Source organism: Neobacillus niacini, assembly GCF_048572935.1.
Classification (GTDB): domain Bacteria; phylum Bacillota; class Bacilli; order Bacillales; family Cytobacillaceae; genus Neobacillus; species Neobacillus niacini.
In genome coordinates this window covers 1,058,560-1,085,298 of the sequence record NZ_CP183883.1, presented here as the reverse complement: position 1 = coordinate 1,085,298, position 26,739 = coordinate 1,058,560, and the positions used below count along the sequence as shown (strand labels likewise).

26 protein-coding genes are annotated in these 26,739 nt (G+C 42.5%); 2 read left to right on the top strand and 24 right to left on the bottom strand.

The features are described from left to right. Nucleotides 1-11: 11 nt before the first annotated feature. The 5 genes from ACN6MT_RS05155 to ACN6MT_RS05135 form a co-directional block, all read right to left on the bottom strand. Nucleotides 12-569: a manganese efflux pump MntP family protein gene (locus ACN6MT_RS05155; protein ID WP_419954990.1), complete on the bottom strand. Its 558-nt coding sequence runs from the start codon at nucleotides 567-569 to the stop codon at nucleotides 12-14. A 96-nt stretch (nucleotides 570-665) separates the two neighbouring features. Continuing rightward, nucleotides 666-1,709 (bottom strand): L-threonylcarbamoyladenylate synthase, encoded by a 1,044-nt coding sequence (locus tag ACN6MT_RS05150; RefSeq protein ID WP_419954989.1) that lies wholly within the window; start codon nucleotides 1,707-1,709, stop codon nucleotides 666-668. Between the two features lie 174 nt (nucleotides 1,710-1,883). Continuing rightward, on the bottom strand, nucleotides 1,884-2,330 hold the full coding sequence (locus ACN6MT_RS05145; protein ID WP_419954988.1) for a GNAT family N-acetyltransferase: 447 nt from the start codon (nucleotides 2,328-2,330) through the stop codon (nucleotides 1,884-1,886). Nucleotides 2,331-2,444: 114 nt separating this feature from the next. After that, nucleotides 2,445-3,326 carry a stage II sporulation protein R gene (spoIIR, locus tag ACN6MT_RS05140; RefSeq protein ID WP_419954987.1) on the bottom strand — a complete coding sequence of 294 codons (882 nt, stop codon included), beginning with the start codon at nucleotides 3,324-3,326 and terminating at the stop codon, nucleotides 2,445-2,447. A gap of 141 nt (nucleotides 3,327-3,467) precedes the next feature. Continuing rightward, nucleotides 3,468-3,671, bottom strand: a complete 204-nt coding sequence (locus ACN6MT_RS05135) for an alpha/beta-type small acid-soluble spore protein (RefSeq protein ID WP_063254584.1) — start codon at nucleotides 3,669-3,671, stop codon at nucleotides 3,468-3,470. Between the two features lie 161 nt (nucleotides 3,672-3,832). Between ACN6MT_RS05135 and ACN6MT_RS05130 the strand changes: the two genes are divergently transcribed. Then, the gene (locus ACN6MT_RS05130; RefSeq protein WP_268875102.1) at nucleotides 3,833-3,958 is read left to right on the top strand and encodes a hypothetical protein; all 126 of its coding nucleotides are present in this window, start codon (nucleotides 3,833-3,835) and stop codon (nucleotides 3,956-3,958) included. Between the two features lie 306 nt (nucleotides 3,959-4,264). Here the strand turns inward: ACN6MT_RS05130 and prmC are convergent, their stop codons facing one another. The 10 genes from prmC to ACN6MT_RS05080 all read right to left on the bottom strand — a co-directional run bounded on the left by prmC (nucleotide 4,265) and on the right by ACN6MT_RS05080 (nucleotide 14,115). Then, nucleotides 4,265-5,110 carry a peptide chain release factor N(5)-glutamine methyltransferase gene (gene prmC / locus ACN6MT_RS05125; RefSeq protein ID WP_419954986.1) on the bottom strand — a complete coding sequence of 282 codons (846 nt, stop codon included), beginning with the start codon at nucleotides 5,108-5,110 and terminating at the stop codon, nucleotides 4,265-4,267. Continuing rightward, nucleotides 5,103-6,176 carry a peptide chain release factor 1 gene (gene prfA, locus ACN6MT_RS05120; protein ID WP_063254582.1) on the bottom strand — a complete coding sequence of 358 codons (1,074 nt, stop codon included), beginning with the start codon at nucleotides 6,174-6,176 and terminating at the stop codon, nucleotides 5,103-5,105. The genes prmC and prfA overlap by 8 nt, the downstream gene beginning before the upstream one ends. A 168-nt stretch (nucleotides 6,177-6,344) precedes the next feature. Next, on the bottom strand, nucleotides 6,345-6,800 hold the full coding sequence (locus ACN6MT_RS05115; protein ID WP_419954985.1) for a hypothetical protein: 456 nt from the start codon (nucleotides 6,798-6,800) through the stop codon (nucleotides 6,345-6,347). Between the two features lie 102 nt (nucleotides 6,801-6,902). Then, on the bottom strand, nucleotides 6,903-7,514 hold the full coding sequence (locus ACN6MT_RS05110) for a thymidine kinase (protein ID WP_063254580.1): 612 nt from the start codon (nucleotides 7,512-7,514) through the stop codon (nucleotides 6,903-6,905). A 308-nt stretch (nucleotides 7,515-7,822) separates the two neighbouring features. After that, nucleotides 7,823-8,044: a 50S ribosomal protein L31 gene (gene rpmE / locus ACN6MT_RS05105; RefSeq protein ID WP_419954984.1), complete on the bottom strand. Its 222-nt coding sequence runs from the start codon at nucleotides 8,042-8,044 to the stop codon at nucleotides 7,823-7,825. Between the two features lie 346 nt (nucleotides 8,045-8,390). Further along, nucleotides 8,391-9,656, bottom strand: coding sequence for a transcription termination factor Rho (gene rho / locus ACN6MT_RS05100; protein WP_063254578.1), 1,266 nt, complete (start codon nucleotides 9,654-9,656; stop codon nucleotides 8,391-8,393). Between the two features lie 263 nt (nucleotides 9,657-9,919). Continuing rightward, nucleotides 9,920-10,882: a class II fructose-bisphosphatase gene (gene glpX / locus ACN6MT_RS05095; protein ID WP_419954983.1), complete on the bottom strand. Its 963-nt coding sequence runs from the start codon at nucleotides 10,880-10,882 to the stop codon at nucleotides 9,920-9,922. Nucleotides 10,883-10,962: 80 nt separating this feature from the next. Continuing rightward, nucleotides 10,963-12,252 (bottom strand): UDP-N-acetylglucosamine 1-carboxyvinyltransferase, encoded by a 1,290-nt coding sequence (locus ACN6MT_RS05090; RefSeq protein WP_419954982.1) that lies wholly within the window; start codon nucleotides 12,250-12,252, stop codon nucleotides 10,963-10,965. Between the two features lie 401 nt (nucleotides 12,253-12,653). Next, nucleotides 12,654-13,511, bottom strand: coding sequence for a class II fructose-bisphosphate aldolase (locus ACN6MT_RS05085; RefSeq protein WP_419954981.1), 858 nt, complete (start codon nucleotides 13,509-13,511; stop codon nucleotides 12,654-12,656). A gap of 232 nt (nucleotides 13,512-13,743) precedes the next feature. Beyond that, the gene (locus ACN6MT_RS05080; RefSeq protein WP_063254574.1) at nucleotides 13,744-14,115 is read right to left on the bottom strand and encodes a response regulator; all 372 of its coding nucleotides are present in this window, start codon (nucleotides 14,113-14,115) and stop codon (nucleotides 13,744-13,746) included. Between the two features lie 167 nt (nucleotides 14,116-14,282). Here ACN6MT_RS05080 and ACN6MT_RS05075 point away from each other — a divergent pair, with 167 nt between their 5' ends. Further along, nucleotides 14,283-14,780 (top strand): DUF2529 domain-containing protein, encoded by a 498-nt coding sequence (locus ACN6MT_RS05075; protein WP_419954980.1) that lies wholly within the window; start codon nucleotides 14,283-14,285, stop codon nucleotides 14,778-14,780. A 28-nt stretch (nucleotides 14,781-14,808) separates the two neighbouring features. Here the strand turns inward: ACN6MT_RS05075 and ACN6MT_RS05070 are convergent, their stop codons facing one another. The 9 genes from ACN6MT_RS05070 to ACN6MT_RS05030 form a co-directional block, all read right to left on the bottom strand. Then, nucleotides 14,809-16,404 carry a CTP synthase gene (locus ACN6MT_RS05070; protein WP_419954979.1) on the bottom strand — a complete coding sequence of 532 codons (1,596 nt, stop codon included), beginning with the start codon at nucleotides 16,402-16,404 and terminating at the stop codon, nucleotides 14,809-14,811. Between the two features lie 240 nt (nucleotides 16,405-16,644). Beyond that, the gene (rpoE, locus tag ACN6MT_RS05065) at nucleotides 16,645-17,232 is read right to left on the bottom strand and encodes a DNA-directed RNA polymerase subunit delta (RefSeq protein ID WP_419954978.1); all 588 of its coding nucleotides are present in this window, start codon (nucleotides 17,230-17,232) and stop codon (nucleotides 16,645-16,647) included. Between the two features lie 141 nt (nucleotides 17,233-17,373). After that, the gene (locus ACN6MT_RS05060) at nucleotides 17,374-17,571 is read right to left on the bottom strand and encodes a hypothetical protein (protein ID WP_063254570.1); all 198 of its coding nucleotides are present in this window, start codon (nucleotides 17,569-17,571) and stop codon (nucleotides 17,374-17,376) included. Between the two features lie 329 nt (nucleotides 17,572-17,900). Then, complete coding sequence (gene icmF / locus ACN6MT_RS05055; RefSeq protein ID WP_419954977.1) at nucleotides 17,901-21,167, bottom strand: fused isobutyryl-CoA mutase/GTPase IcmF; 3,267 nt, start codon at nucleotides 21,165-21,167, stop codon at nucleotides 17,901-17,903. A gap of 11 nt (nucleotides 21,168-21,178) precedes the next feature. After that, nucleotides 21,179-21,835 carry a TetR/AcrR family transcriptional regulator gene (locus ACN6MT_RS05050; protein ID WP_419954976.1) on the bottom strand — a complete coding sequence of 219 codons (657 nt, stop codon included), beginning with the start codon at nucleotides 21,833-21,835 and terminating at the stop codon, nucleotides 21,179-21,181. A 30-nt stretch (nucleotides 21,836-21,865) separates the two neighbouring features. Then, a complete protein-coding gene (locus ACN6MT_RS05045) occupies nucleotides 21,866-23,005 on the bottom strand; it encodes an acyl-CoA dehydrogenase (protein ID WP_419954975.1) in 1,140 nt (379 codons plus the stop codon). A gap of 412 nt (nucleotides 23,006-23,417) precedes the next feature. Then, nucleotides 23,418-24,548 (bottom strand): acyl-CoA dehydrogenase, encoded by a 1,131-nt coding sequence (locus ACN6MT_RS05040; RefSeq protein ID WP_419954974.1) that lies wholly within the window; start codon nucleotides 24,546-24,548, stop codon nucleotides 23,418-23,420. Between the two features lie 14 nt (nucleotides 24,549-24,562). Beyond that, on the bottom strand, nucleotides 24,563-25,414 hold the full coding sequence (locus tag ACN6MT_RS05035) for a 3-hydroxybutyryl-CoA dehydrogenase (RefSeq protein ID WP_419954973.1): 852 nt from the start codon (nucleotides 25,412-25,414) through the stop codon (nucleotides 24,563-24,565). Nucleotides 25,415-25,548: 134 nt separating this feature from the next. Then, nucleotides 25,549-26,736, bottom strand: a complete 1,188-nt coding sequence (locus ACN6MT_RS05030) for an acetyl-CoA C-acetyltransferase (RefSeq protein ID WP_419954972.1) — start codon at nucleotides 26,734-26,736, stop codon at nucleotides 25,549-25,551. Nucleotides 26,737-26,739 lie beyond the last annotated feature (3 nt).

The window sequence follows — 26,739 nt, the reverse complement described above, 5'->3', positions numbered from 1 at the left end:
ATGGAAAGGTTTTATAAAAAAGGATATAGTAATTTGATGCCAAATGCGAGCAGGATACTTCCGCCGAGCGCTTCACTATAGGAGCCAATCCAGCCTTGTGCCTTTCTTCCAAGGAGCAAGCCCGCCCATGTTAATATCGTTGCCACAACGCCAAAGCAAATAATCACCAAAACGGTTTTTGCTCCATATATCCCTAACGTAAGCCCGAGCGAAAAACTATCAAGGCTCACACTCGTGGCGAAGATCAATAACCCGAATCCGACCGGTGTCATCACTGACTCTTCACCTTTCCTAAGGCTTGACCATATCATTTGCACCCCTAGCACAATTAGCAGCAACCCGCCGACAATCGATGCAAAGGTTCCAAATTTATCGGATAAAAATTTCCCTGCCAGCATACCTACAAGCGGCATCCACACATGGAATAACCCAATCGTAATCCCAATTTTAAAAATTTGCCGCAGTCTTAACTTGAACATACCCATTCCGAGACCAACAGAAAAGGCATCCATTCCTAATGCAAACGCCATTAGTAACAGCGTCACAAGTTCCCCAATCATCCCATACACAATCTCTACCCCCTCGGACTTGCCCTGATTTAACATATGCACGTCCAAAAGGTTTTAGAAGAAAAAAAACAGGCCTCCTTCTAGGAGAACCTGTGCCTATTCATGAATGATTTTATTCCCAGCGGCCTTTTGCAGTCGATTCATAATGGCATGACCTACACCGGTATTCGGAAACATTTCACTAAAGATGATATCCACTTTTTCTTGGTTAAAGTTTCGTAATGTCTCGTAAAGCGCAGCAGCGACAGTTTCAAGCTGGCTTCTTTTCCCACAAGCGATTGCAATGTCACTATGATAGGACTCCACACTTTCCTCAGTTGCCAGCACTCCGACACGCAGCCCTTCCTTCTGCTTTTCTTCTATTAAACCCTGCAGAAAAGACTGGCTTCCATTGACTAAATAAAGCGGTGCGTTCGGTGCATAATGCTGATACTTCATGCCAGGTGCTTTCGGCTTAGATTCCTCATTCACTAAGGCGGCGTCAAGATAAACCTCACCCACAACAGCTTCAAGCTGCTCCTTCGTCACCCCGCCCGGTCTTAAAATGACGGGAATGTCCTCCGTACAGTCTAAAACCGTTGATTCTACGCCAACCCCTGTCGAACCTCCGTCAAGAACACCCGCAATTTTTCCATTCAAATCCTCAATGACATGTTGGGCATTTGTTGGACTCGGCTTCCCAGAGCTATTCGCACTAGGAGCTGCAATTGGCAGCTGACATTTTTTCAATAGTGCTAATGCCACTGGATGATCCGGCATTCTAACTCCGACTGTGTCCAAGCCCGCCGTTGCTTTCTCCGAAAGAGCGCCGTCTTTCTTTTTAAAAATAATTGTCAAGGGGCCAGGCCAGAACCTCTCCATTAAGATTTCAGCTTTTTTCGGGATCTCTGATACAAACGCATTAAGTTGCTGTTTATCCGCAATGTGGATAATCAGTGGATTATCGCTTGGTCTGCCTTTTGCAGCAAAGATTTTTTCCACCGCCACATCGTTTTCAGCATTTCCCCCTAAGCCATAAACCGTCTCCGTAGGAAGGGCCACCACTTCATTTTCTAGTAAAAATTGAGCAGCATCCACAACCTGTGGATTATTTTCAAGGTTATCCACATATTTATCCACTTTCCAAACTTTTGTGTCCATTGTTATCCACCTTTATCAAAAGTGCAAATGCTATCGAAATTTGCCGAATTTAGGCTCTTTGTCTCATATTCCATTTGAAAGTATAGTAGAAGGTGGGGATAAACACAACCCTTTATCCACAATTTGTGCATAACTAATTGGAAAAAGTGGATAACTTTGTGGATTAATCCACAATTATAGCGAAAATTTCAAAAATAACGAGTTATCCACATTAAATACATGTCGAATATGTTCTAAGCTACCCATTTCCACAGGTAATTGGTCCCGCGCCACCTTCTCAAAACCAAGCAGCTCAAAAAACGGCAATGCCACACCTTTATTTGTCGCCAAAAACAAGTCTCTCAAACCTTTTTCCTTCGCTAATTGCATCATCTGTGTAATCAGCAGAACAATATCCTTTTCTGCTTGTCCCTTTGATACGACTAACGATCGCAATAATCCACACTCCGCAAATACTTCCATTCCAAGTGTACCCAAAATTTGCCCGTCCTCATCCTCTAGCAATAAAAAGAACTCAACCGTTTCTTCCGTTAATCCCTCACATCCAAGGTTTGCCCTCGTCAAAAACTCTCTTAAACCGTTCAGATCCTCTTTGTTCGCGCAACGTATAACTGCTTGCATTCCGATCACCTCTTTTATTTGATACTCTATTACTATGAAAATTTAAGAGAGTTAGAACTAGATTATGAAAAATTAAAATAGCCAGCCCCGATTTTAGGACTGACCAGCTACCCGTTATTTAAAAATACTTTCAAACATTTCTACCACAAAGAATTTTACCTTAACCGGTTCCTCGTCCTCAGCAGTATAAACCGGAGCTTCTTTTACCTTTTCTGATTTCTTTTTTACAGGTGGTTGTTTTTTCTCTGCCGTCTTTACCTCATCAGGCTCTTTTACTTCAACTTGCTTTACCTCTTCAACCTTCACTTCTTCTTTAGCTCTCTCTTCTACCTTGACCTTCTCTTCTACTTTAACTTGTTCTTTCTTAGCACTTAGATTTTTGACGGAGTTCGTCACTTTCTCTTCTACCTTCTCTAGTTCTTCCGCAGCTTCTGCTGCTTGTTCTTCTTTCTCAGCTGCATACGCCTTATCTTCAAAACCATCACTTTGAACCGCTACTCCATTCGAGAAATCTAAGAAACATAATGGCGGGTAAAGGACGCACCACCAATTGGCGCCTGTCCCTTCACCTAATGTAATTAAAATCGCTTGGTATTCTCCTGCTGGATATAAAAACTCACCATATAATTTAGTCGGAAACTGAACTTTCCCAAACTCTACATTCACACTTTGAGTCGAGCCTTGCTCTCTGACGACTTTTTCTGCTATCGCTTGAACCTCTGGAAGCTTTGAAGTAATCACGGTTTTCGCTTTTTCTAAAGATGTTAGTTCCTGTACCCACACTGTAATCTGTGCATTGACTGCGTCACGGACCTTCCGTTTAATCTCTTGATCCTGTGCACTATCACTATTCGCTAGAATCCGGAGGCGAATGGCCTCTGCTGGAATAACAATCGAATCCTTCGCCACCGCTTCCGTTTTAGGCATATATAAGTTTAATATCGTTCCTAACGATAAAATGATTAAATAAGACCAAACTAATACTTTACTGTTCATATTCTCGCACCGTCCCTTCACTATCCTCATTGTGGACAAATGCAAAGAATCTTAAACTAGTAAATTTAAAAAAACTAGATTTCTTTTCAATCACAGATATAAAAAATAAAACCCGCTGCTACGAGCGGGTTATTATTTGTATTAACGGAAAGATCCGCCTAATTGCTGCTCAGCCATACTTACTAAACGCTTTGTGATTTCGCCCCCAACAGATCCGTTGGCGCGTGAAGATGTATCGGCTCCAAGCTGTACTCCAAATTCTTGTGCAATTTCGTACTTCATTTGTTCAAGTGCCTGTTCTACTCCTGAAACTAAAAGCTGATTGCTGTTGTTGCTTCTTGCCATTTGTATCATCTCCTAAAGTGTAATTGTTTTACACTTATAGTTTGGAAGGGGATAGCTTAGATTATTCGTAACATTGTGTTGGTAAGTTTTGGTTTCATAGCCTTCCAAAAAGAATGCAAACTAACAGAGATGTTGGCATTTTTTTGAGGGGTGGTGAAAACATGTCTAAACAAAAGAATAAAAAAGTGCAGCATAATCCTGCTATGCCGAAAACGGATGTGGAATTTGCGCATACGGGACTTGAAAAAGTCGCTTTAAAAGCCCAGGAACGACAACACAAAAAATAATAATGTGGAATGCGATGCTTCGGTTACGAAGGATCGCTTTTTTGGAATAGGCTGTGTTAACAGGATCGCGTGTAGGAGAATTCATAGGCGGAGAATTTCCGTCTAATGTATATAGAGGAGCTTAAAAAGCAGATATTAGCGGAGATATTCCGCTTAACTGCTCTAAATAAGACAAAATTCAAAGATTTGAATCATATAACCGGAAAAACTCCCTTTATTTCTAAGGAAAAATTGGCATTTTCCAATTTAGCCGGAATTTCTCCGTTTATTTTTCAAACAAAGCTTTTCCAAAAAAAAGCAGAGTCATCACTCTGCTTCAATTTCCGCAAACACCATCCGGTCCTTGCCGTTTATATCATTCAAAACTTCTACCTTCACATTTACAAACGCCTTTTTAAAAAGGTCAACTACCGCCTCTCCCTGACCGGCCCCAATTTCAAAGCCAACCAGTGCACTTGGAGCTATCACTTCCGGCAGTTCCATCATAAAGCGGCGGTAAAAATCGAGTCCATCCTCACCAGCAAATAAGGCCCGATGCGGCTCATGCTCCGTTACCACTACAGACATGTTTTCGATATCACTAACCGGAATGTACGGCGGGTTTGAGATGACGACATCAAACTTTTGCCCGCGAAAAGGCTGCAGTAAATCCCCTTGGACAAATTCTACCTCAGCGCCTAGAAGGCCGGCATTTTCTCGTGCGACCTTCAATGACCCTTCCGCAATATCAGAGGCATATACCGCTAACGAGGGCTGTTCAAGCTTTAGGCTAATCGCTATCGCACCGCTGCCAGTACCGATGTCGACCACCTTTAACTCTCGCTTATTGATTCGTTTCAATGCTTCGTACACGAGCTCTTCCGTTTCAGGCCGCGGTATCAGAACCTCTTCATTGACGATAAACTTCCGGCCATAGAACTCCTCGAACCCGATGATATATTGAACCGGGGTCCCCTTTACATGCTCGTGGACCGCTTTTTCAAATACATCCCATTGGTCCTGCGGAAGGTCTTCACGGACATTCGCAAACAGCTGTGCCCGCGACATGTTAGTGAAATGACGGAGCAGCAGCTCGCCGGCGTTTTCATCGCGATTTTCTTTTTTTAAAAAAGAAGAAGCCCATTGCAGAGCTTCATAGACTTTTTTACTCATCTTGACCACTTTCAAGCTTGCTTGTTTGATCTTCTAGCGTTAACGCATCGATGATTTCGTCAAGCTTACCTTCGATGATTTGATCCAGCTTCTGAAGGGTTAAGCCGATACGGTGGTCAGTAACACGGTTTTGCGGGAAGTTGTAAGTACGAATACGTTCAGAACGGTCTCCCGTACCAACGGCAGATTTACGAACCTGATCATACTCCGCCTGTGCTTCCTGCTGGAACTTGTCATAAACACGCGCACGTAATACCTTCATCGCTTTGTCCTTGTTTTTGTGCTGAGATTTCTCGTCCTGGATAGAAACCACGATTCCAGTCGGAATATGCGTTAAACGAACGGCTGACATCGTTGTATTAACGGACTGTCCGCCGGCACCGCTTGATGCAAAGGCATCAAAACGGATATCTTTATCATGGATTTCGACTTCTACATCTTCTGCTTCTGGTAAGCAAACCACAGTAGCTGTTGAAGTGTGAATTCGTCCGCCAGATTCCGTTTCCGGTACACGCTGCACACGGTGGGCACCATTTTCAAATTTCAATTTGGAATAGGCGCCTTGTCCATTGATCATAAAGCTGATTTCTTTATAGCCGCCAAGACCGGTTGGGTTGGCATCAATCAGCTCCGTTTTCCATCCCTGCGCTTCCGCAAAACGGCTGTACATACGGTAAAGCGTCCCAGCAAACAAAGCCGCTTCCTCGCCGCCTGCAGCACCGCGGATTTCAAAGATAACGTTTTTGTCATCATTTGGATCCTTCGGAATCATCAGGAACTTCATTCTTGCTTCTAGTTCCTCGATTTGCTTTTCAAGCTCATTTACTTCTTCCTTGACCATTTCACGCATATCGTTGTCTAGCTTTTCCTCAAGCATTGCCTTAGCATCCTTAAGTTGTTCGCGGACTTCTTTATATTCACGATATGTTTGCACAGTCTCTTGTATATCAGATTGTTCTTTTGAATATTCACGTAGTTTTTTTGAATCATTAATAATGGTCGGATCGCTCAAAAGCTCATTTAATCTCTCATAGCGATCTTCAACGGATTGAAGACGATCAAACACAGTTATTCACCTCTATTTTTGTCCATAACATTCTAATTATAGTATAGGTGAAAACCCCCGTCAAAACCAAATTCATCCGGAAAAAATTTTTGGAGGGTTGTATCGGGGTTTGGCGGCGGCACGTAAACCTTATTAGAGCAAAAAAACACGCCCTGAAGCCAGAGCATGTTATTGTTCTTTTATTATAATGGTGTAGCGCGGCAATGCCTGTTCAAGTTTTGAGCGCAGCTTAGCAATCGCAACATCTCGTTTTTTGCCATTGAGATTGCCTTTTGTATTAACTGTAACGGTCATTCGATCTCCTGCGTTGCCAATCCAAATGGATTGAGATTTAAAATCATCAGTGCCATTTACAATATCTCTAGCAACGTCTATATCTCTGCCGGTATTGTTTCTATTTGAAGCGTCGTTCAAACTCGTCCCACGCAAATTAAGGAAGTTCGGATTTTGATCTGACATTGGACCCATGTCGCTGTCAGGCCGATTATTAGAACGGTTTGACATATAATTCGGGTTCATCGTATCCTTACGCAAATCGTATGCGGTATTATCAGTATCGTTTCCTTTCATACACGCCGTAAGCATGAGAACAGAAAACAACGAAGGAATTATCCACTTTTTCAAAGCATACACCTCCTACAACTATCTTTCCCAAGCAGTTTCAGGAACGGTCTAGTAAGATTATTCCAAAATAAAAAAGTGTAAGAAGACAGCGTCTCTTACACTTTATTTCACTACAGGTTCTTGTATGCGGTAGGATGCAGTTTTCGGTACTTCATGATGGTGCCTGCAGCGCGGTTCATACGCTTCTGAAGCACCCACCAAGATAACAGGGTCATGATAAGAAGCTGGTCTTCCGTCGATTAAACGCTGCGTCCGGCTTGATGGCGATCCACAAACACTGCAGACTGCCTGAAGCTTCGTTACCGTTTCCGCAACCGCCATTAATGCTGGCATTTGCCCGAAAGGTTCGCCGCGGAAATCCATATCTAGACCCGCTACGACTACGCGGTGACCGCTGTCAGCAAGCTGCTGTACCACTCTAACAATTCCTTCATCGAAAAATTGCACTTCATCAATTGCGATAATGTCGATATCCGCCTCTACATGATGTAAAATCTCAATCGAATGGGAAATCGGCTTCGCATGAAAAGAGTTACCATTATGAGAAACGACAGATTGTTCGCTATAGCGATTGTCTAGTTTAGGTTTAAAAACAGCTATTTTTTGTTTAGCAAATTGAGCCCGCCTTACACGGCGAATCAATTCCTCTGATTTTCCTGAAAACATACTGCCGCAGATAACCTCAACCCATCCGAGTTGCTTCATTAGATACATAAATCGGCGTCTCCTTCCTATGTACGAAACCTATTACGTCTATATTTTTAAAATTCAACAAGTTTTATTCAATTAAAAAGGCTGCCTTTTCAACCATTGCTGTTAAAATCTTAAGGCCGATTTTAACTTGGAAATACTTATTATGGGCCTTTGAATTTAGTTTGTACGCTCTTTTCTCTTTAAACCTACGCTGTAAGCGAAAATACAGCACAATCTAAGTTTTTGTTACAATCAGCAACACGTTTAAGAAAAGAGCAATTAAAAAACAGGCAAGTAAGTGTTTCTGCTTGCCTGTTTTGTGTGAGCGATTATTGTTCTTGTGCGTTAAGATCTTTAAGGCCGTATTTTTTGTTGAAACGGTCTACACGTCCACCAGCTTCAGCGAATTTTTGACGACCAGTATAGAATGGATGACATTCAGAACATGTTTCAACGCGAATTTCTTTTTTCACTGAACCAGTTTCAAAAGTATTTCCGCATGCACAAGTCACCTGTACCATTTTATAATTTGGATGAATTCCTGCTTTCATTCTTTTCATCTCCTTCCGCCCTGAATCATTTCGAAACAGAGTTATATAAATGCCTGTCTAAAAAACAAGCATCAAATACTTAAAACACACTGTTCACATTATAACAAGGTGAACCTATTTTGGCAAGTTGGGTTTTTATGGATTTAAGAATTATTCTGCCTCATATAAGGCTGTTGATTTGTGCTCCAGGTGCTTCGCTTTCCGCAGGCGGTTCGGGAAGCCTCCTCGGCGCTAAAGCGCCTGCGGGGTCTCCCCTGTCCCGTCCTCCTGCAGGAGTCTCGCACCTTCCGCACAAATCAACAGGTTCTAAAACCAATAGTATAGCCTCTTAACGCAGCATAATATTCTACGATCTTCTTCCCTTTAGCTCTTCCCCAATCTGTGCGAAGAATTCTTCGTTGGATTTGGTTTGTTTTAGTTTTTTCAGGAAGCGCTCGGCGAAGTCCGGTGAGTCGGACATGGATTTTCTGATTGCCCATAGCTTGTCCAGATGATCTTTTGGAAGAAGCAGTTCTTCTTTCCTTGTGCCAGAACGGCGAATATCAAGTGCTGGGAATATACGGCGTTCTGCAAGAGAACGGTCAAGGTGCAATTCCATATTACCAGTACCTTTAAATTCCTCGTAAATGACATCGTCCATACGTGATCCTGTATCCACTAACGCTGTTGCCAAGATCGTTAAACTTCCGCCCTCTTCAATGTTTCGGGCAGCCCCGAAGAAACGCTTTGGACGGTGGAATGCCGCTGGGTCGATACCACCAGAAAGTGTACGGCCGCTTGGCGGAATGACTAAGTTATACGCACGCGCTAAACGCGTGATACTGTCCATCAAAATGACGACATCACGTTTATGCTCAACGAGGCGCATCGCACGGTCAAGGACAAGCTCCGCCACTTTGATATGGTTTTCTGGAACCTCATCAAACGTGGAGCTGACAACATCGCCTGCAACCGAACGTTCGATGTCGGTAACCTCTTCAGGACGCTCATCGATTAAGAGTACGATTAATTCCACTTCGGGATGATTGGTTGTAATGCTGTTAGCGATTTCTTTTAACAGCATCGTTTTCCCTGCCTTTGGCGGCGCGACAATTAAGCCCCTTTGTCCAAAACCAACTGGAGCAACTACATCCATAATTCTTGTAGAGATATATTTTGGAGTGGTTTCGAGTTTCATGTGTCGATTTGGATAGAGTGGAGTTAATGCTGGGAAGTGAACGCGTTCTTTTGCCGATTCTGGGTCTTCACCGTTAACTGCTTCTACATGTAAAAGTCCATAATAACGTTCATTTTCTTTTGGAGGCCGAACCTTACCAGATACTTTATCCCCATTCCGAAGATCAAAACGTCGGATTTGTGATGCTGAGATATAAATGTCTTCTGAACTTGGAGAATAGTTGATCGGGCGTAAAAATCCAAATCCCTCTGACTGGATAATTTCGAGTACGCCTTCCATGAAAAAATAACCTTGCTGCTCCGCACGTGATTTTAAGATGGCAAAAATTAATTCTTTTTTCGATAACTTGCTGTAATACGTCACCTTAAATTCGCGTGCAAGCTCATAAAGCTCCTTCAGCTTCATGTTTTCTAAACTTGATATTGTTAATTCCATAGTACACCACACTTTAAAATTTTTACTCTATTTTCGTTACCGGAGTACCTACTCGTATAATAGAGGGTTTCTAAATAACTTTTAAAAAAATTGAGGAAATAGTAGAAATGAATAGAGTAGCAGAATAAGTTGTATAATAAAACACTATCTATTGTACCCTTTGTCTAAAATAATAATCAACTGGAAATTTTCTAATTGAAGGATATGGAGATAAGAGACTAGAATCTAGGCCCAGTCTCTTAGTAAGTGTTTACTATAAATATCTATTTAATCACTAAATTCGGTTTCTTTTTCAAGCTATGACGGCCTTCTACAAAACGAACCGTTCCTGATTTGGCACGCATAACGATTGAATGAGTAGAGCCGTATGACCCCTTAAACTGAACACCGCGCAGCAATTCACCGTCTGTTACTCCAGTGGCTGCGAAAATGGCGTCATCTCCTTTAACAAGGTCTTCCATCCGAAGCACCTTATTAACATCTAGTCCCATTTTCACACAGCGCTCTAATTCAGAATCACTTTGCGGGAGCAATTTACCGATGATTTCACCACCAAGACATTTTAGAGCAACAGCTGAGATTACACCCTCTGGTGCACCTCCAGATCCGAATAAAATGTCAACGCCTGTGTTATCAAAAGCAGTATTAATCGCACCTGCTACATCGCCATCATTAATCAATTTAATTCGTGCGCCCGCCTCGCGAAGCTGCGCGATGATATGCTCATGGCGCGGACGATTTAAAACAGTGGCTACAACATCCTCAATATCCTTGTTTTTCGCTTTCGCGACTGCTTTTAGGTTATCCAGAACAGAAGCATTGATATCAATAAGCCCTACCGCTTCAGGACCAACAGCAATTTTTTCCATATACATGTCGGGTGCATGAAGCAAGTTGCCATTATCTGCAATCGCAAGGACTGCTAACGCATTCCAGCCGCCTGCTGCTAAAATATTGGTGCCTTCAAGAGGATCAACCGCTACATCCACTCGTGGTCCATAACCCGTTCCCAGCTTTTCGCCAATATATAGCATTGGAGCCTCGTCCATCTCACCTTCACCAATGACAACCGTTCCTTTCATGGGAATCGTGTCAAATACATCGCGCATAGCTGATGTTGCAGCTCCATCTGCCTCATCTTTTTTTCCGCGTCCCATCCAGCGTGCAGAAGCAAGTGCAGCCGCTTCCGTTACGCGGACAAGCTCCATTGATAGACTTCTCTCCATGTTCTCAGGTCCCTCCAAATTATCTATTATACCTATTAATATAAATAGTATAACATATTCAGAGGATTAGTATAGCTCATTTACGTATTCTTTAGCTGCTCAGCTTCTTCTTTTGATAAAGCTTCACGCCATACGGTTGCACCTAAGCCATTTAGTTTTTCAACTAGCTGGCTATAACCGCGATCAATATGGTCGAGACCTGTGACTTCGGTAATCCCTTCAGCCATTAGACCGGCAATAAACAACGATGCTCCTGCTCTTAAATCACTTGCCTTCACCTTCGCACCCTGAAGCTTCACAGGTCCGCTAATAATCGCTGAGCGGCCTTCCACTTTAATGTTGGCATTCATTCTTCTTAATTCATCAATATGTTTAAAACGGGCACCATAAATCGTATCGGTTACCACGCTCGATCCAGTTGCTTTTGTTAACAATGTCGTAAAGGGCTGCTGCAGATCCGTCGGAAAACCAGGGTAAACAAGTGTTTTAATATCAACAGCCTTCAACTTTTCCGAACTGCTGACAAACACTTGATCATCGCCGGTTTCGATGGTTACACCCATTTCCCGAAGCTTAGCAATTAATGATTCTAAATGCTGCGGAATGACATTATCAATTAAAACGCCTTCTCCCATTGCTGCACCTAAAATCATATACGTACCGGCTTCAATCCGGTCAGGAATAATCGTATGACGACAGCCGTGAAGACTATCGACTCCATCAATCCGAATAACATCCGTACCCGCGCCTTTTATTTTCGCACCCATATTGGTAAGAAGGGTTGCCACATCAATAATTTCTGGTTCTTTTGCAGCGTTTTCAATTATGGTCCTGCCTTTTGCTCTAACGGCTGCTAACATAATATTAATAGTAGCACCCACACTCACAACATCGAGATAAATACGAGCGCCGCGAAGCTCGTCCGCACGTAAATAAATAGCGCCCTGTTCATTTGTTACCTGAGCACCAAGTGCTTCAAAACCTTTAATATGCTGATCAATTGGACGCGGTCCTAGATGACATCCACCCGGTAAACCAATGACGGCCTTTTTAAATCGGCCAAGCATCGCTCCCATGAGATAGTAAGATGCGCGCAGCTTCTTCACTTTCCCGTTTGGCAATGGCATTGAAATCATCGACGATGGGTCAACTGTCATATCAAAATCATCTGAAAGCTCGACATTCCCGCCAATTTCTTCAAGCAGATCCTTTAAAATCTCCACATCAGATATATCCGGCAGCCCTTCGATTGTTACCGGTGATTCTGCTAAAATGGTCGCTGGTATCAACGCAACTGCACTGTTTTTTGCACCACTTATTCTTACGGTTCCTTTAAGCGGATATCCGCCCGCAATTTTAAGTTTTTCCATTTTCGACTCCCTTCTATGCCATTGGGATGGAATGTGACCTTTAGTAAACAACTAAATTGATAATCCACTTGTCTTAGGTAATTATTTCCAACAGCAAATTACATAATCCGACAGTTTGTCTATCATATAGTTTACACCAATATTTTATTTTCATGTATCAATATGAAAAAAAGTTTTAGAAAATGGAAAATTTAGGTGTTAAAGCCTTCCCAATCCTTAAAAGGTTCGACGAATTCTGTGAATTTTCAGTCTTCTCATTGCGTTTTGAAACCGCCCATTGGTTAAGGGGCGGTTTCAAATTTACTATCAATGTACCAACATATAATAGTGTTTTCAAGAGGACAAAGTCCTCTTATATTAAAATTATTTCTAGCTGCAGGCCTAGGCCTGTAGCTTTCGTATTATGCTCTATTTGATGAACCGAATTCGCGCATTTTGCCAATAACTGTTGCTTTGATGGCATCGCGAGCTGGGCCTAAGTATTTACGTGGATCATATTCATTTGGCTTCGCTGCTAATGTTTCACGAACCGCTTTTGCAGAAGCAATTTGGTTTTCAGTGTTTACATTAATTTTTGCTGTACCAAGTGAAATTGATTTTTGAATATCGTGAGTTGGGATACCAGTTCCGCCATGTAAAACAAGTGGAAGACCAGTTGCATTACCGATTTCTTCCATTTCCTTATAACCAAGTTGTGGCTCACCTTTGTAAGGACCGTGTACAGAACCAAGTGCTGGTGCAAGACAGTCGATACCTGTACGCTCAACAAGTTCTTTACATTCAGCAGGATCTGCGTAAATAACGCCTTCTGCAACAACGTCATCTTCTTGTCCGCCAACTGTTCCTAATTCTGCTTCAACAGAAACACCTTTTGAATGAGCGTATTCAACCACTTTTGAAGTAGTTGCTACGTTTTCGTCAAAAGGATGATGAGAAGCGTCAATCATAACAGAAGTGAAGCCTGCATCGATTGCTTCTTTACACTTTTCAAAGCTTGAACCGTGATCCAGGTGAATCGCAACAGGAACGGTAATTTTGTAATCTTCTAGTAATCCTTCTACCATCTTCACTACTGTTTTGAATCCGCCGATATAACGACCTGCACCTTCAGAAACACCAAGAATAACTGGTGAATTTTCTTCTTGAGCAGCTTGAAGAATAGCTTGGGTAAATTCTAAATTATTAATGTTAAATTGCCCAACCGCGTAGCCTTCCGCTTTCGCTTTGATGAGCATTTCTTTCATTGAAACTAAAGGCATTTTATTTCCTCCTTGGTATAGGTGTATATTTCCTCGAATTAGGGCTTTCCTATTAAGGATTTCCAACCATTTCACTGATTATGTATACTCGAGAAAGATAAAGGGACCAGTAAAAGTTCATAGTTATCATACCAAACAGATTCGTAAAATTCCATTAAAGAAGACGAGTTTTTTTAATGTTCACAATGAAAGCGGCACCAGTTTTCGACAATGATTCTTTATTAAAAAATGCCTAATTTGCTTTTTGTGGTATGTGCTTTCTTACCGCTGCACGGATATCATCAATATCAAAAGGCTTTGCAAAATGAGTGATCGCCCCAAGATCTCTTGCCTCCTGAATCATATCCAGCTCACCGTAAGCCGTCATAATGATCACGCGAATATCCGGGTCAATGACCTTCATTCTTTTTAAAATTTCAATACCATCCATACCCGGTATTTTCATATCCAATAGGACGAGATCTGGGTCATGCTTCGTAACAATATCAAGTGCCTGTATTCCATTTGCTGCCTGAAAGGTTTGATACCCTTCCTTTGAGAACACCTCATTTAATAAAATGCGGATCCCAAATTGATCGTCAACAATTAAAATTTTCTCTTTCATAACTCCACCTCTTCCACCCTAATTTTATCTATAAACGATTCCTATTTCTTCCACTAAATAATCTTCGACATTTCTACTAAAAATCCTCTATTTAGTTTAAGGTATTTTATGGTAATTGTCTTTTATTTTCAAAGAGCTATAATAACTTTGTAAAGGAGGGGCTTTAATTGTTAAAAATGTTTACAACCCAATTGACCGGATTATTTAAACGAATTGAAGAAAAAGAAGAGTTTTCCTTTGAGGACGGTGCCCGCCTGCTCGCCCAAGGACAGAATATTTATGTGATAGGCTTCAAGGAAATGAAAGGTGTTGAATTTGAAGCCTTAGAGGGTGCAGAACCATTAAAAGGTGCTAGAACAAATGCGGATGCTGCAACCAGTGCCGACCGGGTACTTTTGTTTACACGGACCTCTGCTGACCAAGAAGCCATTGAACTAGCTGGCAAGCTTCAGGAAAAAGGAATCCCGTTTGTAGCCGTATCCACATCGGTTCAAGACGGAAAACTTGAAGAGTTAGCTGATGTTTCTATTCATTTACAGCTGACAAAAGGTTTGCTGCCCGATGATTTTGGAAATCGGTATGGCTATCCGTCTTCGATGGCAGCTTTGTATGTATATTATGGCTTAAAATTTACGATTGATGAAATTTTAGCAGAATATGAATAAGCCAGGCTTGTGCCTGGCTTTTGTTGTTCTATTTTTGCAAAGAAGCTTTAATAAAGTCACGGAAAAGCGGCTGTGGACGTGTTGGTCTTGAGACAAATTCCGGATGGAACTGAGACGCAACAAACCATGGATGATCTTTAAGCTCAATAATCTCCACAAGACGGCCGTCTGGGCTTGTACCAGAGAAAACAAATCCTGCTTCTTCCATTTCTTGACGGTAATGATTGTTAAACTCATAACGGTGGCGGTGACGCTCATACACCACTTCATCCTCATAGGCAGCGAATGCTTTTGTTCCTTCAACCACACGGCATGGATAAAGACCAAGTCTTAATGTTCCACCCAGGTCTTCCACATCCTTTTGTTCAGGAAGTAAATCGATAATTGGATGTTTCGTATCAGGTACAAACTCTGAAGAATGAGCATCTTGATAACCTAAAACATGGCGTGCATATTCAATCGTCGCCAGCTGCATTCCTAAGCAAATGCCAAGGAAAGGCTTTTTCGATTCACGGGCATAGCGGGTTGCTTGGATTTTTCCTTCGATTCCGCGGTCACCAAAGCCTCCTGGAACAAGGATTCCATCTACATCTTGAAGAAGTTCTGCAACGTTTTCTGCGTTCACTTCTTCCGCATTAATCCATTTAATTTCTACATCAGCATCAAAGGCATAACCTGCATGCTTCATCGCTTCCACAACAGAAATATACGCATCTTGAAGTTCAACATATTTTCCTACGAGACCAATGCGCGTTTTACTTGAAAGGTTCAGAACCTTATCAACTAAAGCTTTCCATTCTGTCATCTCAGGTTCTGGAGTTGTTAGCTTTAGATGATCACAAACAATTTGATCCATATGCTGTTCTTGCAGAGCCAATGGAATGGAATAAAGTGTATCGGCATCGCGGCATTCAATGACTGCTTTTGCATCGATATCACAGAATAAAGCAATTTTATCCTTCATATCCTGAGAAACAGGCATTTCTGTACGTACCACGATGATATTTGGCTGAATACCTAGACTGCGAAGCTCTTTTACACTATGTTGTGTCGGCTTTGTCTTCATTTCACCCGCTGCTTTAATGTACGGAATTAACGTACAGTGAATGTACATGACATTGGAGCTTCCGATATCACTCTTGATTTGACGGATTGCTTCTAGGAATGGCAGTGACTCAATATCCCCTACAGTTCCGCCAATTTCAGTGATTACAACATCTGCATTTGTTTCATTGCCCGCGCGGAAAACACGTTCTTTAATTTCATTCGTAATGTGGGGAATAACTTGAACCGTACCGCCTAAGTAATCGCCGCGGCGCTCTTTGCGTAAAACGGTTGAATAGATTTTCCCAGTTGTTACATTGCTGTACTTATTTAAATTAATATCGATAAAACGCTCATAGTGGCCTAAGTCTAAATCCGTTTCGGCACCATCACCGGTTACGAACACTTCACCATGCTGGTACGGACTCATCGTTCCTGGGTCCACATTAATATAAGGATCAAACTTTTGAATCGTTACGTTCAATCCGCGATTTTTTAGCAACCTTCCTAAAGAGGCTGCGGTAATTCCTTTTCCTAACGATGAAACCACACCGCCAGTTACAAAAATATACTTCGTCATAAAATAATCCTCCTCTAATTCAGTTTGTGCAATCTTCAGTTGTTTAAGGCTTCTTTTATAAATTTTTTATACGTAAGAAGTCTCGGTCATTGCCGAAAGAGCTGTGTATCATGGACTGACAAAATAAAAAAGCACTCCGCTTACGCAATGTAAGGGAGCGCTCTATAAGCAAATTATGATCCGTTCCTTTTTAAAGGAGCCCAAAAAAGATTCTACAAGTGCAGAGATAAAAAGTCAAGCCTATAATAAGTCGTCGTCTTCATCCTCTACTTCATCTAAATCTTCCTCTTCATCATCGAGGACCTCGTCAAGGTCTTCTTCTTCATCAAGGTCGAATTCATCGTCATCATCGATCACATCATCATCATCGTCGTCTAATTCATCGACTTCATCGAGGTCATCCAGCAAATCATCCTCCTCGTCATCAAGAAGATCGTCTTCATCGGCAAAGTCATCCAGTTCATCGTAATCTTCTTCGATATCATCAAAATCTTCAAGTTCGTCTTCATCGACAACCTTTTTCGCCTTTTTCTTCTTAGGCTTAATGACTGTAACCACTTCTTCTTCCGCTGTATCTACTGGATACCAAACGCGAAGACCCCAGCGGTTATCGCCTAATGAAAGAAAACGGCCATCAATATTTATGTCTGTATAGAATTGTGCGATTCTTGATCTAATTCCATCTTCTGAAAGCTCTGTAGCTGCCGCAATTTCTTTGATTAGTTCATTGAAGGAAATCGGCTGTTTGCTGTTTTTTAGAAATTCGTACGCTAGCTCAATGAGGGAAAACTCTTTTAATTGCTCCTTTGAGTAACCTTGTAAACTCAATTTCGGCACTTCCTTTCTCTATTTAACACTCTATGTAGGAGTGATAACGGGCAAAAAATTTTAGCACCTAGGTGCTAGTTTTTTGACATATTCTTCATTATAAACAATATTCTCCCGTTTATGCTAGTTCTATCTACTGTTTTACTTGATTTTTTCCCGTTTTGGCTGGTGATCATCAGGGTTTTCCTCTTTTTTTATCATTTTCAACTCTTTCATTGCCTTTGAAAAGAAGAAAATAGCCAATACTAGGAAGGAGATGGCGCCTAATTGGTGTTGATAGAGATAGTATAACGGCCAGGCTAAAATGATTAATACCAAAAACGTATAGTTTATCTTCATTGTCAACACCTGCCCCGGGATCCTTTGATGTTTGCTCATCTATTATATAAGAAAAGTGGCCAAGATTAGTACTTGTCAAAAAAATATTTTCGTTTCACTGAACTTGGCCTGTTGATTTCCATTCCAGGCACTTCGCTTTCCGCGGGCGGTCCGGGGAGCCTCCTCGGCGCTTAAGCGCCTGCGGGGTCTCCCCTGCCCCGTCCTCCCGCAGGAGTCTTCATGCCTTCCATTCCAATCAACAGGGTGCCAATACTATTGATACTCTTTACATATTATAAATAAAAAACAATGGCTTACAAGCTGTCGCCTATTAAGCCATTGTAATTTATTTACATATTTCTTCGGTATTGCCCGCCTACTTCGTATAGTGCTTTTGTGATTTGGCCTAGGCTGGCTACTTGTACGGTTTCCATTAGTTCTGCAAAGATGTTTTCGTTGTTTACGGCTGCTGCTTTTAAGCGCTCTAGTGCTTTGGCGGTTTGTGCTGCGTGTGCTTGTTGGAAGGCACGTAAATTTTGTATTTGTAATTCCTTTTCCTCATAGGACGCTCTTGCCAGCTCCATGCTGTCGATGTCTTCTTCTGAAGGAGGATTAGGATTTAAATACGTATTGACGCCGATTATTGGCAGCTCGCCTGTATGCTTCTTCATTTCATAGTACATGGATTCATCCTGAATCTTTCCGCGTTGATACTGAGTTTCCATTGAACCTAGAACGCCGCCGCGGTCATTTAAGCGTTCAAATTCTTGAAGAACCGCTTCTTCTACAAGATCGGTTAATTCCTCGACAATAAACGAACCCTGAAGTGGATTTTCATTTTTTGTTAACCCATGCTCTTTTGTGATAATCATCTGAATCGCCATTGCGCGGCGAACGGATTCTTCTGTCGGTGTTGTAATCGCCTCATCGTAAGCATTGGTATGAAGGGAATTACAGTTATCGTGTAACGCCATCAATGCCTGCAAGGTTGTGCGAATATCATTAAAATCAATTTCTTGTGCGTGCAGCGAACGACCAGATGTTTGAACATGGTACTTCAGCTTTTGGCTCCGTTCTGCAGCACCATATTTGTCACGCATTACAGTTGCCCAAATACGGCGTGCCACCCGACCAATGACGGTATATTCCGGGTCCAATCCATTCGAGAAGAAGAATGATAAGTTTGGCGCAAAATCATCAATTTTCATGCCGCGGCTTAAATAGTACTCGACATAGGTAAATCCGTTGGATAGCGTAAACGCCAGCTGCGAAATTGGATTTGCCCCTGCCTCGGCAATATGATAGCCAGAAATAGAAACTGAATAATAGTTACGCACCTGCTGGTCAATGAAGTATTGTTGAATATCGCCCATCATCCGTAAGGCAAACTCTGTTGAAAAAATACACGTATTTTGACCTTGGTCTTCTTTTAAAATATCCGCCTGCACCGTACCGCGGACAGTTTTTAACGTATAAGCCTTCACTTGCGCAAATTCCTCGACTGTTAACACGCGGCCAAGCTCAGCCTCTTTTTTCTTCACCTGTTGATCAATTGCCGTATTCATGAACATCGCTAAAATAATCGGCGCAGGACCATTAATCGTCATCGACACCGATGTTGATGGATGACACAAATCAAAACCATCATAAAGTTTTTTCATATCATCAAGTGTACAAACATTTACGCCGCTCTCGCCAATTTTCCCAAAAATGTCTGGGCGATGATCGGGGTCTTCACCATACAATGTCACCGAGTCAAATGCGGTACTTAAACGTTTAGCGGAATCATCTTTTGAAAGATAGTGGAAACGTCGATTTGTTCTCTCTGGCGTTCCTTCGCCGGCAAATTGACGTTTCGGATCTTCCCCCTCACGTTTGAACGGGAACACTCCAGCTGTAAATGGATAAGAACCTGGTACATTCTCACGGTACACCCAGCGGAGGATTTCGCCGTAATCTTTATATCCTGGTAATACAACCTTTGGGATATCGATGCCAGACAGGCTCTTAGTTTTTAAGACTGTGATAATTTCTTTATCACGAATTCTTGTGACAAATTTATCCGCTTTATAAGCTGCCTTTGTTTTTTCCCAGCCGTCGAGTATCTTTTTCGACTCTGGTGTTAATTTCTCTTCTGTTGCCTGCTTAATGCCTTCTAAGGAAGCAAGCACTTCTGGATTTGCTTCTGTTTCTTTGACCGCAGCAATGGCACCTTCGAGCTGAAATAATTTCCGGGCAATATTTGCCTGCTCTTCAGCCTTTTTGTGATAGCGGCGGACTGTTTCCGATATTTCCCGGAGGTAATAGCGGCGGTCCGTTGGGATGATTACATTTTGCTTTTCTACTAATGCAAATTTAGTAAAAGAGGTAACCCAATTTGTACCCATTTTTTCATTTACTTTTTCAATTAACGCCGCAAATAGCGCATTCGTGCCTTGATCATTAAACTGACTTGCTATCGTACCGTATACAGGCATTTCACTTGTGTCTTTTTCAAATAGCATATGACTGCGCTGGTATTGCTTTTGAACCTGACGGCGTGCATCCTCAGAGCCCTTGCGCTCAAATTTATTAATGACAATTAAGTCCGCAAAATCAATCATATCAATTTTTTCAAGCTGTGAAGGCGCACCGAACTCACTGGTCATGACGTAGAGTGAGACATCACAAATTTCCGTAATCTCCGCATCGCCCTGGCCAATACCACTGGTTTCCACAATCACGAGGTCAAAGCCAGCCGCCTTGACGACTGCAACTGCATCTTTAATCGCAAGCGATAATTCTGATTTTGAGGATCGTGTGGCCAGGCTTCGCATGTAAACATTCGGATTAAAGATGGCATTCATTCGGATCCGGTCGCCTAAAAGTGCACCACCTGTTTTTTGCTTGGTCGGGTCTACGGAAAGAATCGCGACTTTTTTATCGGGCAGTTCGTTGATAAAACGGCGAATTAATTCGTCCGTAAGCGAGCTTTTTCCAGCACCACCTGTACCGGTGATTCCGACAACAGGGATTTCCTTTGTTAACGATTTTACTTTTTCAAGCAGGCTTTCCGCAGCAGCTGCAGCTTCCCGGTTGCTATCAACATGGAGCTCAGCAAGCGTAATTAATTTTGAAATTGCATTAACATCGCCAGTTGGCAGCTTTTCAATATGCTCAGCATGGTCCGCGGTAACGGTTGGGAAATCGCATTCTTCCAGCATTCGGTTAATCATTCCTTGAAGACCCATCGTCCTGCCGTCCTCAGGTGAAAAGATCCAAGCAATTCCGTAATCATGCAGCTCTTTAATTTCACGCGGGATAATAACACCACCGCCGCCACCATAAATGCGGATATTCGGCGCGCCTTTTTCCTTCAGCAAATCGTACATATACTTAAAGTATTCAACATGACCGCCTTGATAAGAAGAAATAGCAATCCCCTGTGCGTCCTCTTGAATCGCAGCATTGACCACCGCTTCGACCGAACGGTTATGACCAAGATGAATAACCTCTGCTCCGCTTGCCTGAAGAATTCTTCTCATAATATTAATCGAAGCGTCGTGACCATCAAACAAACTAGACGCCGTTACAAAACGAATATGATGCTTCGGCTGATAAACCTCCGTCGTACTCATTTGTCTCCCCCTTATTTGGAAAAATTCACTTCGTTATCGTCCTGACTAACCCCGTTAATTCCCGAAAATAAATACTCCGTTTGCATTTCAATGTATTCTTCTAACGTAAATAATTTTTGCAGCGTCCAGCGGCGGAAGCTCCACATTTGTCCCTCGACAATAATCGTGTGCGAAAGGATTTTGATTTGCTTTTCAGTTAGGTTCAATTCCCCATTTTCCACGCATAACGTGATCAGTTTTTCGAACATATCTGCCATTTCAATTTCCTTTTTCAACACGTATGGAAGAGCCTCCTTGTTAAGCGACTTGGTCTCTTGATACATGACCAAGATTTCCTCCTGCATTTCATCAATAACCCGAAAGTAATTGCCAATCCCATGCTTCAGGCTCTCCAGTGTTCCCTGCTTATGCTCAAGGTCCTCCTGAAGCCGCTCGCTTACGTGGTCATAAATACTATCACAAACGAGGTAAAGAACATCTTCCTTTGTACGAATATATTCATATAGGGTCCCAATGCTAAATCCCGCCGCCTTTGCTATTTCCCTTGTCGTCGTCCGGTGGAACCCTTTTTCTTTAAAAAGTGATACGGCCCCTTTGATCATTTCATCCCGTCTTTTTTTCACAAGGCGTTCATCTTTCACAGACGCCTGCACTTCTCGCTTTTTCATCCCTTTTTACCGCCTTTATTCAATAAATGGTTACTTAGTTATCATTCTAGAAATAACGAGGCGTTGGATTTCCTGTGTTCCCTCATAGATTTGCGTGATTTTTGCATCGCGCATGAATCTCTCTACTGGATAATCCTTTGTATAACCGTAACCGCCAAATACTTGTACTGCTTCTGTCGTCACCTTCATCGCTGTGTCACCAGCGAATAACTTCGACATTGCTGATTCTTTACCGTATGGAAGACCCTGCGACTCCAGCCATGCAGCTTGATAGGTTAATAGTCTTGCTGCTTCAATATTTGTCGCCATATCTGCAAGTTTGAAGGCAATTCCTTGGTTAGCTGCAATTGGCTTTCCAAACTGCTGACGTTCCTTTGAATAGTCGACCGCAGCGTCAAGCGCCCCCTGTGCAATTCCAACTGCCTGTGCCGCGATGCCGTTACGGCCGCCATCAAGTGTCATCATCGCAATTTTGAATCCTTCGCCTTCTTCACCCAATCTGTTGGCGACGGGCACCTTGCAATCTTCAAAAATAATTTCGGTTGTTGGTGACGAACGAATGCCTAGTTTCTTTTCTTTTTTCCCCACAGAGAAGCCTGGGAAGTCGCTTTCGACTATGAATGCGGTGGTTCCTTTGTGTTTGCTGGATGGATCTGTTACGGCGAAAACCACGTAAATATCAGCTACTCCGCCATTCGTGATGAAAATTTTTGAACCATTAAGAATGTAATGGTCGCCTTCACGTCTTGCATTTGTTCTCATCCCGCCGGCATCTGAACCGCTTCCTGGTTCTGTTAACCCGTACCCCCCAATTTTGGAGCCTTCCGCCATCGGACGAAGATATTGCTGTTTTTGTTCTTCCGATCCGAATTTGTAAATCGGCCAGCCAGCTAATGAGGTATGTGCCGATAGTGTTACACCTGTTGATGCACAAACTCTTGAGAGCTCTTCAATCGCTATACAATAAGCAAGGTAATCGCTGCCAATGCCACCGTATTCTTCCGGCCATGGAATTCCTGTTAAGCCAAGCTCCGCCATCTTGTCAAAAATCTCACGGTCAAAACGCTCTTCCTCATCACGCTCAGCCGCTGTTGGTGCCACTTCATTTCTAGCAAAATCACGAACCATTTTCCGAATCATTTCATGTTCTTCAGATAAGCGAAAGTTCATTTTATACGTCCTCCCCAAGGTAACTTCTCTTTAATACGTACAGTTTTTACAGAAAACTAGACCGTTCTTACAAAAAACTGTACAGTTTATACAAAACCAGATCGTTCTTACGAAAAACCGTACAGTTTATACAAAAAACCATACAGTTCTTACGAAAAACCGTACAGTTTATACAAAACCAGACCGTTCTTACAAAAAACCGTACAGTTTATACAAAAAACCAAACAGTTCTTACAAAAAACCGTACAGTTTATACAAAAAACCAAACAGTTCTTACAAAAAACCGTACAGTTTATACAAAAAACCATACAGTTCATACAATTAGCCTAGAACTCCACACTTTCCAGTCCCAATATCCACACAAATCCCAAAAATATCTACACACTACCCAAATCCATAACTTATCTACAATTTAAAGATATTTACTAATCACAATCCGCTGAATCTCGCTCGTTCCCTCATAAATCTCGGTCACTTTGGCGTCACGGAAGTAGCGCTCGACTGGATAGTCCTCTGTATAGCCATAACCGCCAAATACCTGAATCGCTTCTGTCGCCGTCTCTACTGCGGTTTTCGAAGCAAATAGTTTTGCTATAGAAGCTTCCATCCCACATTTTAGACCCTGTGCCCGCAAATCAGCGGCACGATAGAGTAATAGTCTTGCAGCTTCCACATTCGTAGCCATATCAGCCAATTTAAAACCAATACCTTGTTGTGCTGCAATGGGCTTTCCAAACTGCTTCCGTTCTTTTGCATAATCCACTGCCGCAGCTAATGCCGCTTCTGCAATCCCTAATGCTTGAGCAGCAATCCCGATTCGCCCAACATCTAGGTTTGCCATAGCAATTTTAAAGCCTTCCCCTTCTTGACCCAAGAGATTCTCGACTGGCACGCGCATATCTTCAAAGGATAGCTGTACCGTTCTTGAGCCATGGAGCCCCATTTTATGTTCATCCTTGCCAATTACAAGGCCAGGAGAATTTTTTTCTACGATAAATGCCGAGATTCCTTTGCTTCCTAATTCAGGATTGGTTGAAGCAAAGACGATGTAAACATCGGCTTCACCGCCATTGGTGATAAACATCTTCGAGCCGTTGATGACATAATGGTCATCTTTCTTAACCGCGCGAGATTTCATGCTTTTTGCGTCCGACCCTGATCCCGCCTCCGTCAAGCAGAATGCTGCTAAATACTCACCTGAAGCCAATTTAGGCAAAAACCGCTGCTTTTGTTCATCCGAGCCAAAATAAAGAATGGGATTGGTTCCGACCGATGTATGAACAGAAAGGATAACGCCCACCGTTGCGCTTACTCTTGAAATTTCATTTATTGCGATGATATAGGAGACAAAATCCATCTCTGCACCGCCGTATTTTTCAGGAACCGGAATTCCCATTAAACCAAGTTCGCCCATTTTACGAAGAATTTCACGCGGAAATTCGCCCTTTTCCATCCGCTCAACAAACGGGGCAATTTCATTTTCAGCAAAGTCTCGGACCATTTTGCGCATCATTTCCTGCTCTTCTGTAAATCTTAGATTCATAGTAACACTCCTAATTATTCGTATGTGTAGAAGCCTCGACCTGATTTCTTGCCAAGCCAGCCAGCTTTAACATACTTTCGCAGCAGCGGACATGGACGGTATTTTGTATCGCCAAAGCCTTCATGGAGGGTTTCCATAATATACAGGCATGTATCAAGACCAATAAAATCAGCTAACGTTAACGGTCCCATTGGGTGATTCATCCCAAGCTTCATGACTTCATCAATCGCTTCCTTTGTAGCTACACCCTCATACAGCGTATAAATCGCTTCATTAATCATCGGCATTAGAATTCGGTTTGAAACGAATCCTGGGAAGTCATTCACTTCAACAGGAACCTTACCCAATGTTTTGGTCATATCTTCAATCACTTGGTAGACTTCATCCGCTGTTGCTAAGCCGCGAATAATCTCGACTAGCTTCATAACTGGCACCGGATTCATAAAATGCATTCCGATTACTTGTTCCGGACGTTTCGTTGCCGCCGCAATCTCCGTAATTGGCAGAGAAGACGTATTGCTCGCCAAAATCGCATGTGCAGGCGCAATTTCATCTAACTGCGCGAATACCTTTGTTTTGATTTCCATATTTTCAACCGCTGCTTCAATCACAAGGTCGACCGCACGGGCATCATTCAGATCAGTGGAAGCCTTAATTTGCTTTAGGACTTCTTGTTTTTGTTCTTCTGTCATTCTGCCTTTATCCACATTACGGGATAAATTTTTGTTGATGACTCCTAAACCGCGCTCCACAAATTCTTGCTTTAAATCGTTAAGGTACACCGTATAGCCCGCCTGTGCACAAACCTGTGCAATCCCAGAACCCATTTGACCGGCTCCGATTACCATTACCTTTTCAACCTTCATTATTTCCCCTCCAATTGCCCTTTTTTAAAAAAATTCCTATTTGGGTTTTAGACTATTTAAGTTTTGTACGTTTATTTCGATGTTTTGAACAAGTTTTATATTGTTTTATACAATTAGACACGATCTGAAAGTCACTAAACTCTAGGAACCTCAATCATCACCGCGTCACCCTGACCGCCGCCGCTGCAAATAGCTGCGATCCCAATTCCACCGCCACGGCGTTTCAGTTCGTGCATTAACGTGATAATAATCCGGGCACCGCTAGCACCGATTGGATGGCCCAATGCGACCGCACCGCCATTGACATTGACCTTCTCTGGATCAAGATTGGCAATTTTTCCACTTGCTAATGCAACTGCTGCAAAGGCTTCATTGATTTCAAATAAGTCGATTTCTTCTACGGTCTTTCCGGTTTTTTTCAATAAGCTGTTGATGACAAGGCCTGGCGTTTGTGGAAAATCCTTTGCTTCTACCGCTATTGCTGAATGACCTAAGATTACGGCTTCCGGCTTGTAACCCTCGCGTAATGCTCTTTCTTCACTCATTAAAATAAGGGCCGCCGCGCCGTCATTGATTCCAGGGGCATTTCCTGCTGTGATGGTACCGTCTGAGTTAAAGACGGGTGCTAATTTTGCAAGTCTTTCGATAGAGGTGTCTTTTCGTGGTGATTCATCATGCTCTACGACAACCGGAGCACCTTTACGCTGTGGGACGGTGACAGGCACGATTTCTTCTGCAAATATACCGCCTTCAATCGCTGCAATCGCCCTTTGGTGACTTCTTAATGCCCATTGATCCTGAGCTTCTCGGCTGATTTCCATTTCTTTTGCTGTTGAATTTCCATACGTCCCCATATGAACGCCTGTGAAGCTGCAGCTTAATCCGTCATGAATCATTAAATCCTTTACAGATGAATCGCCCATTTTTAATCCCCAGCGTGCCTTTGGTAAAATATATGGAGCGTTACTCATTGATTCCATGCCGCCTGCTACAAGTAAATCTTCATCACCTGCACGGATAATCTGATCCGCTAACGTGACACTGCGCATTCCAGAAGCGCAAACTTTATTAATGGTTTCTGTTTTGACTTCCCAGGAAAGTCCTGCCTCTCTTGCTGCCTGACGTGAAGGAATTTGTCCTTGACCGCCTTGTAAAACCGTTCCTAAAATAACCTCCTGTACATCATCAGGATTCACTCCAGCGCGTGCGATTGCTTCTTTCACCGCAATACCGCCCAGCTGCGAAGCTGTCAGACTGCTAAGTGCTCCGCCAAATTTTCCAAATGGTGTTCTAACCCCGCTCAAAATAACTGTTTTCCCCATCCA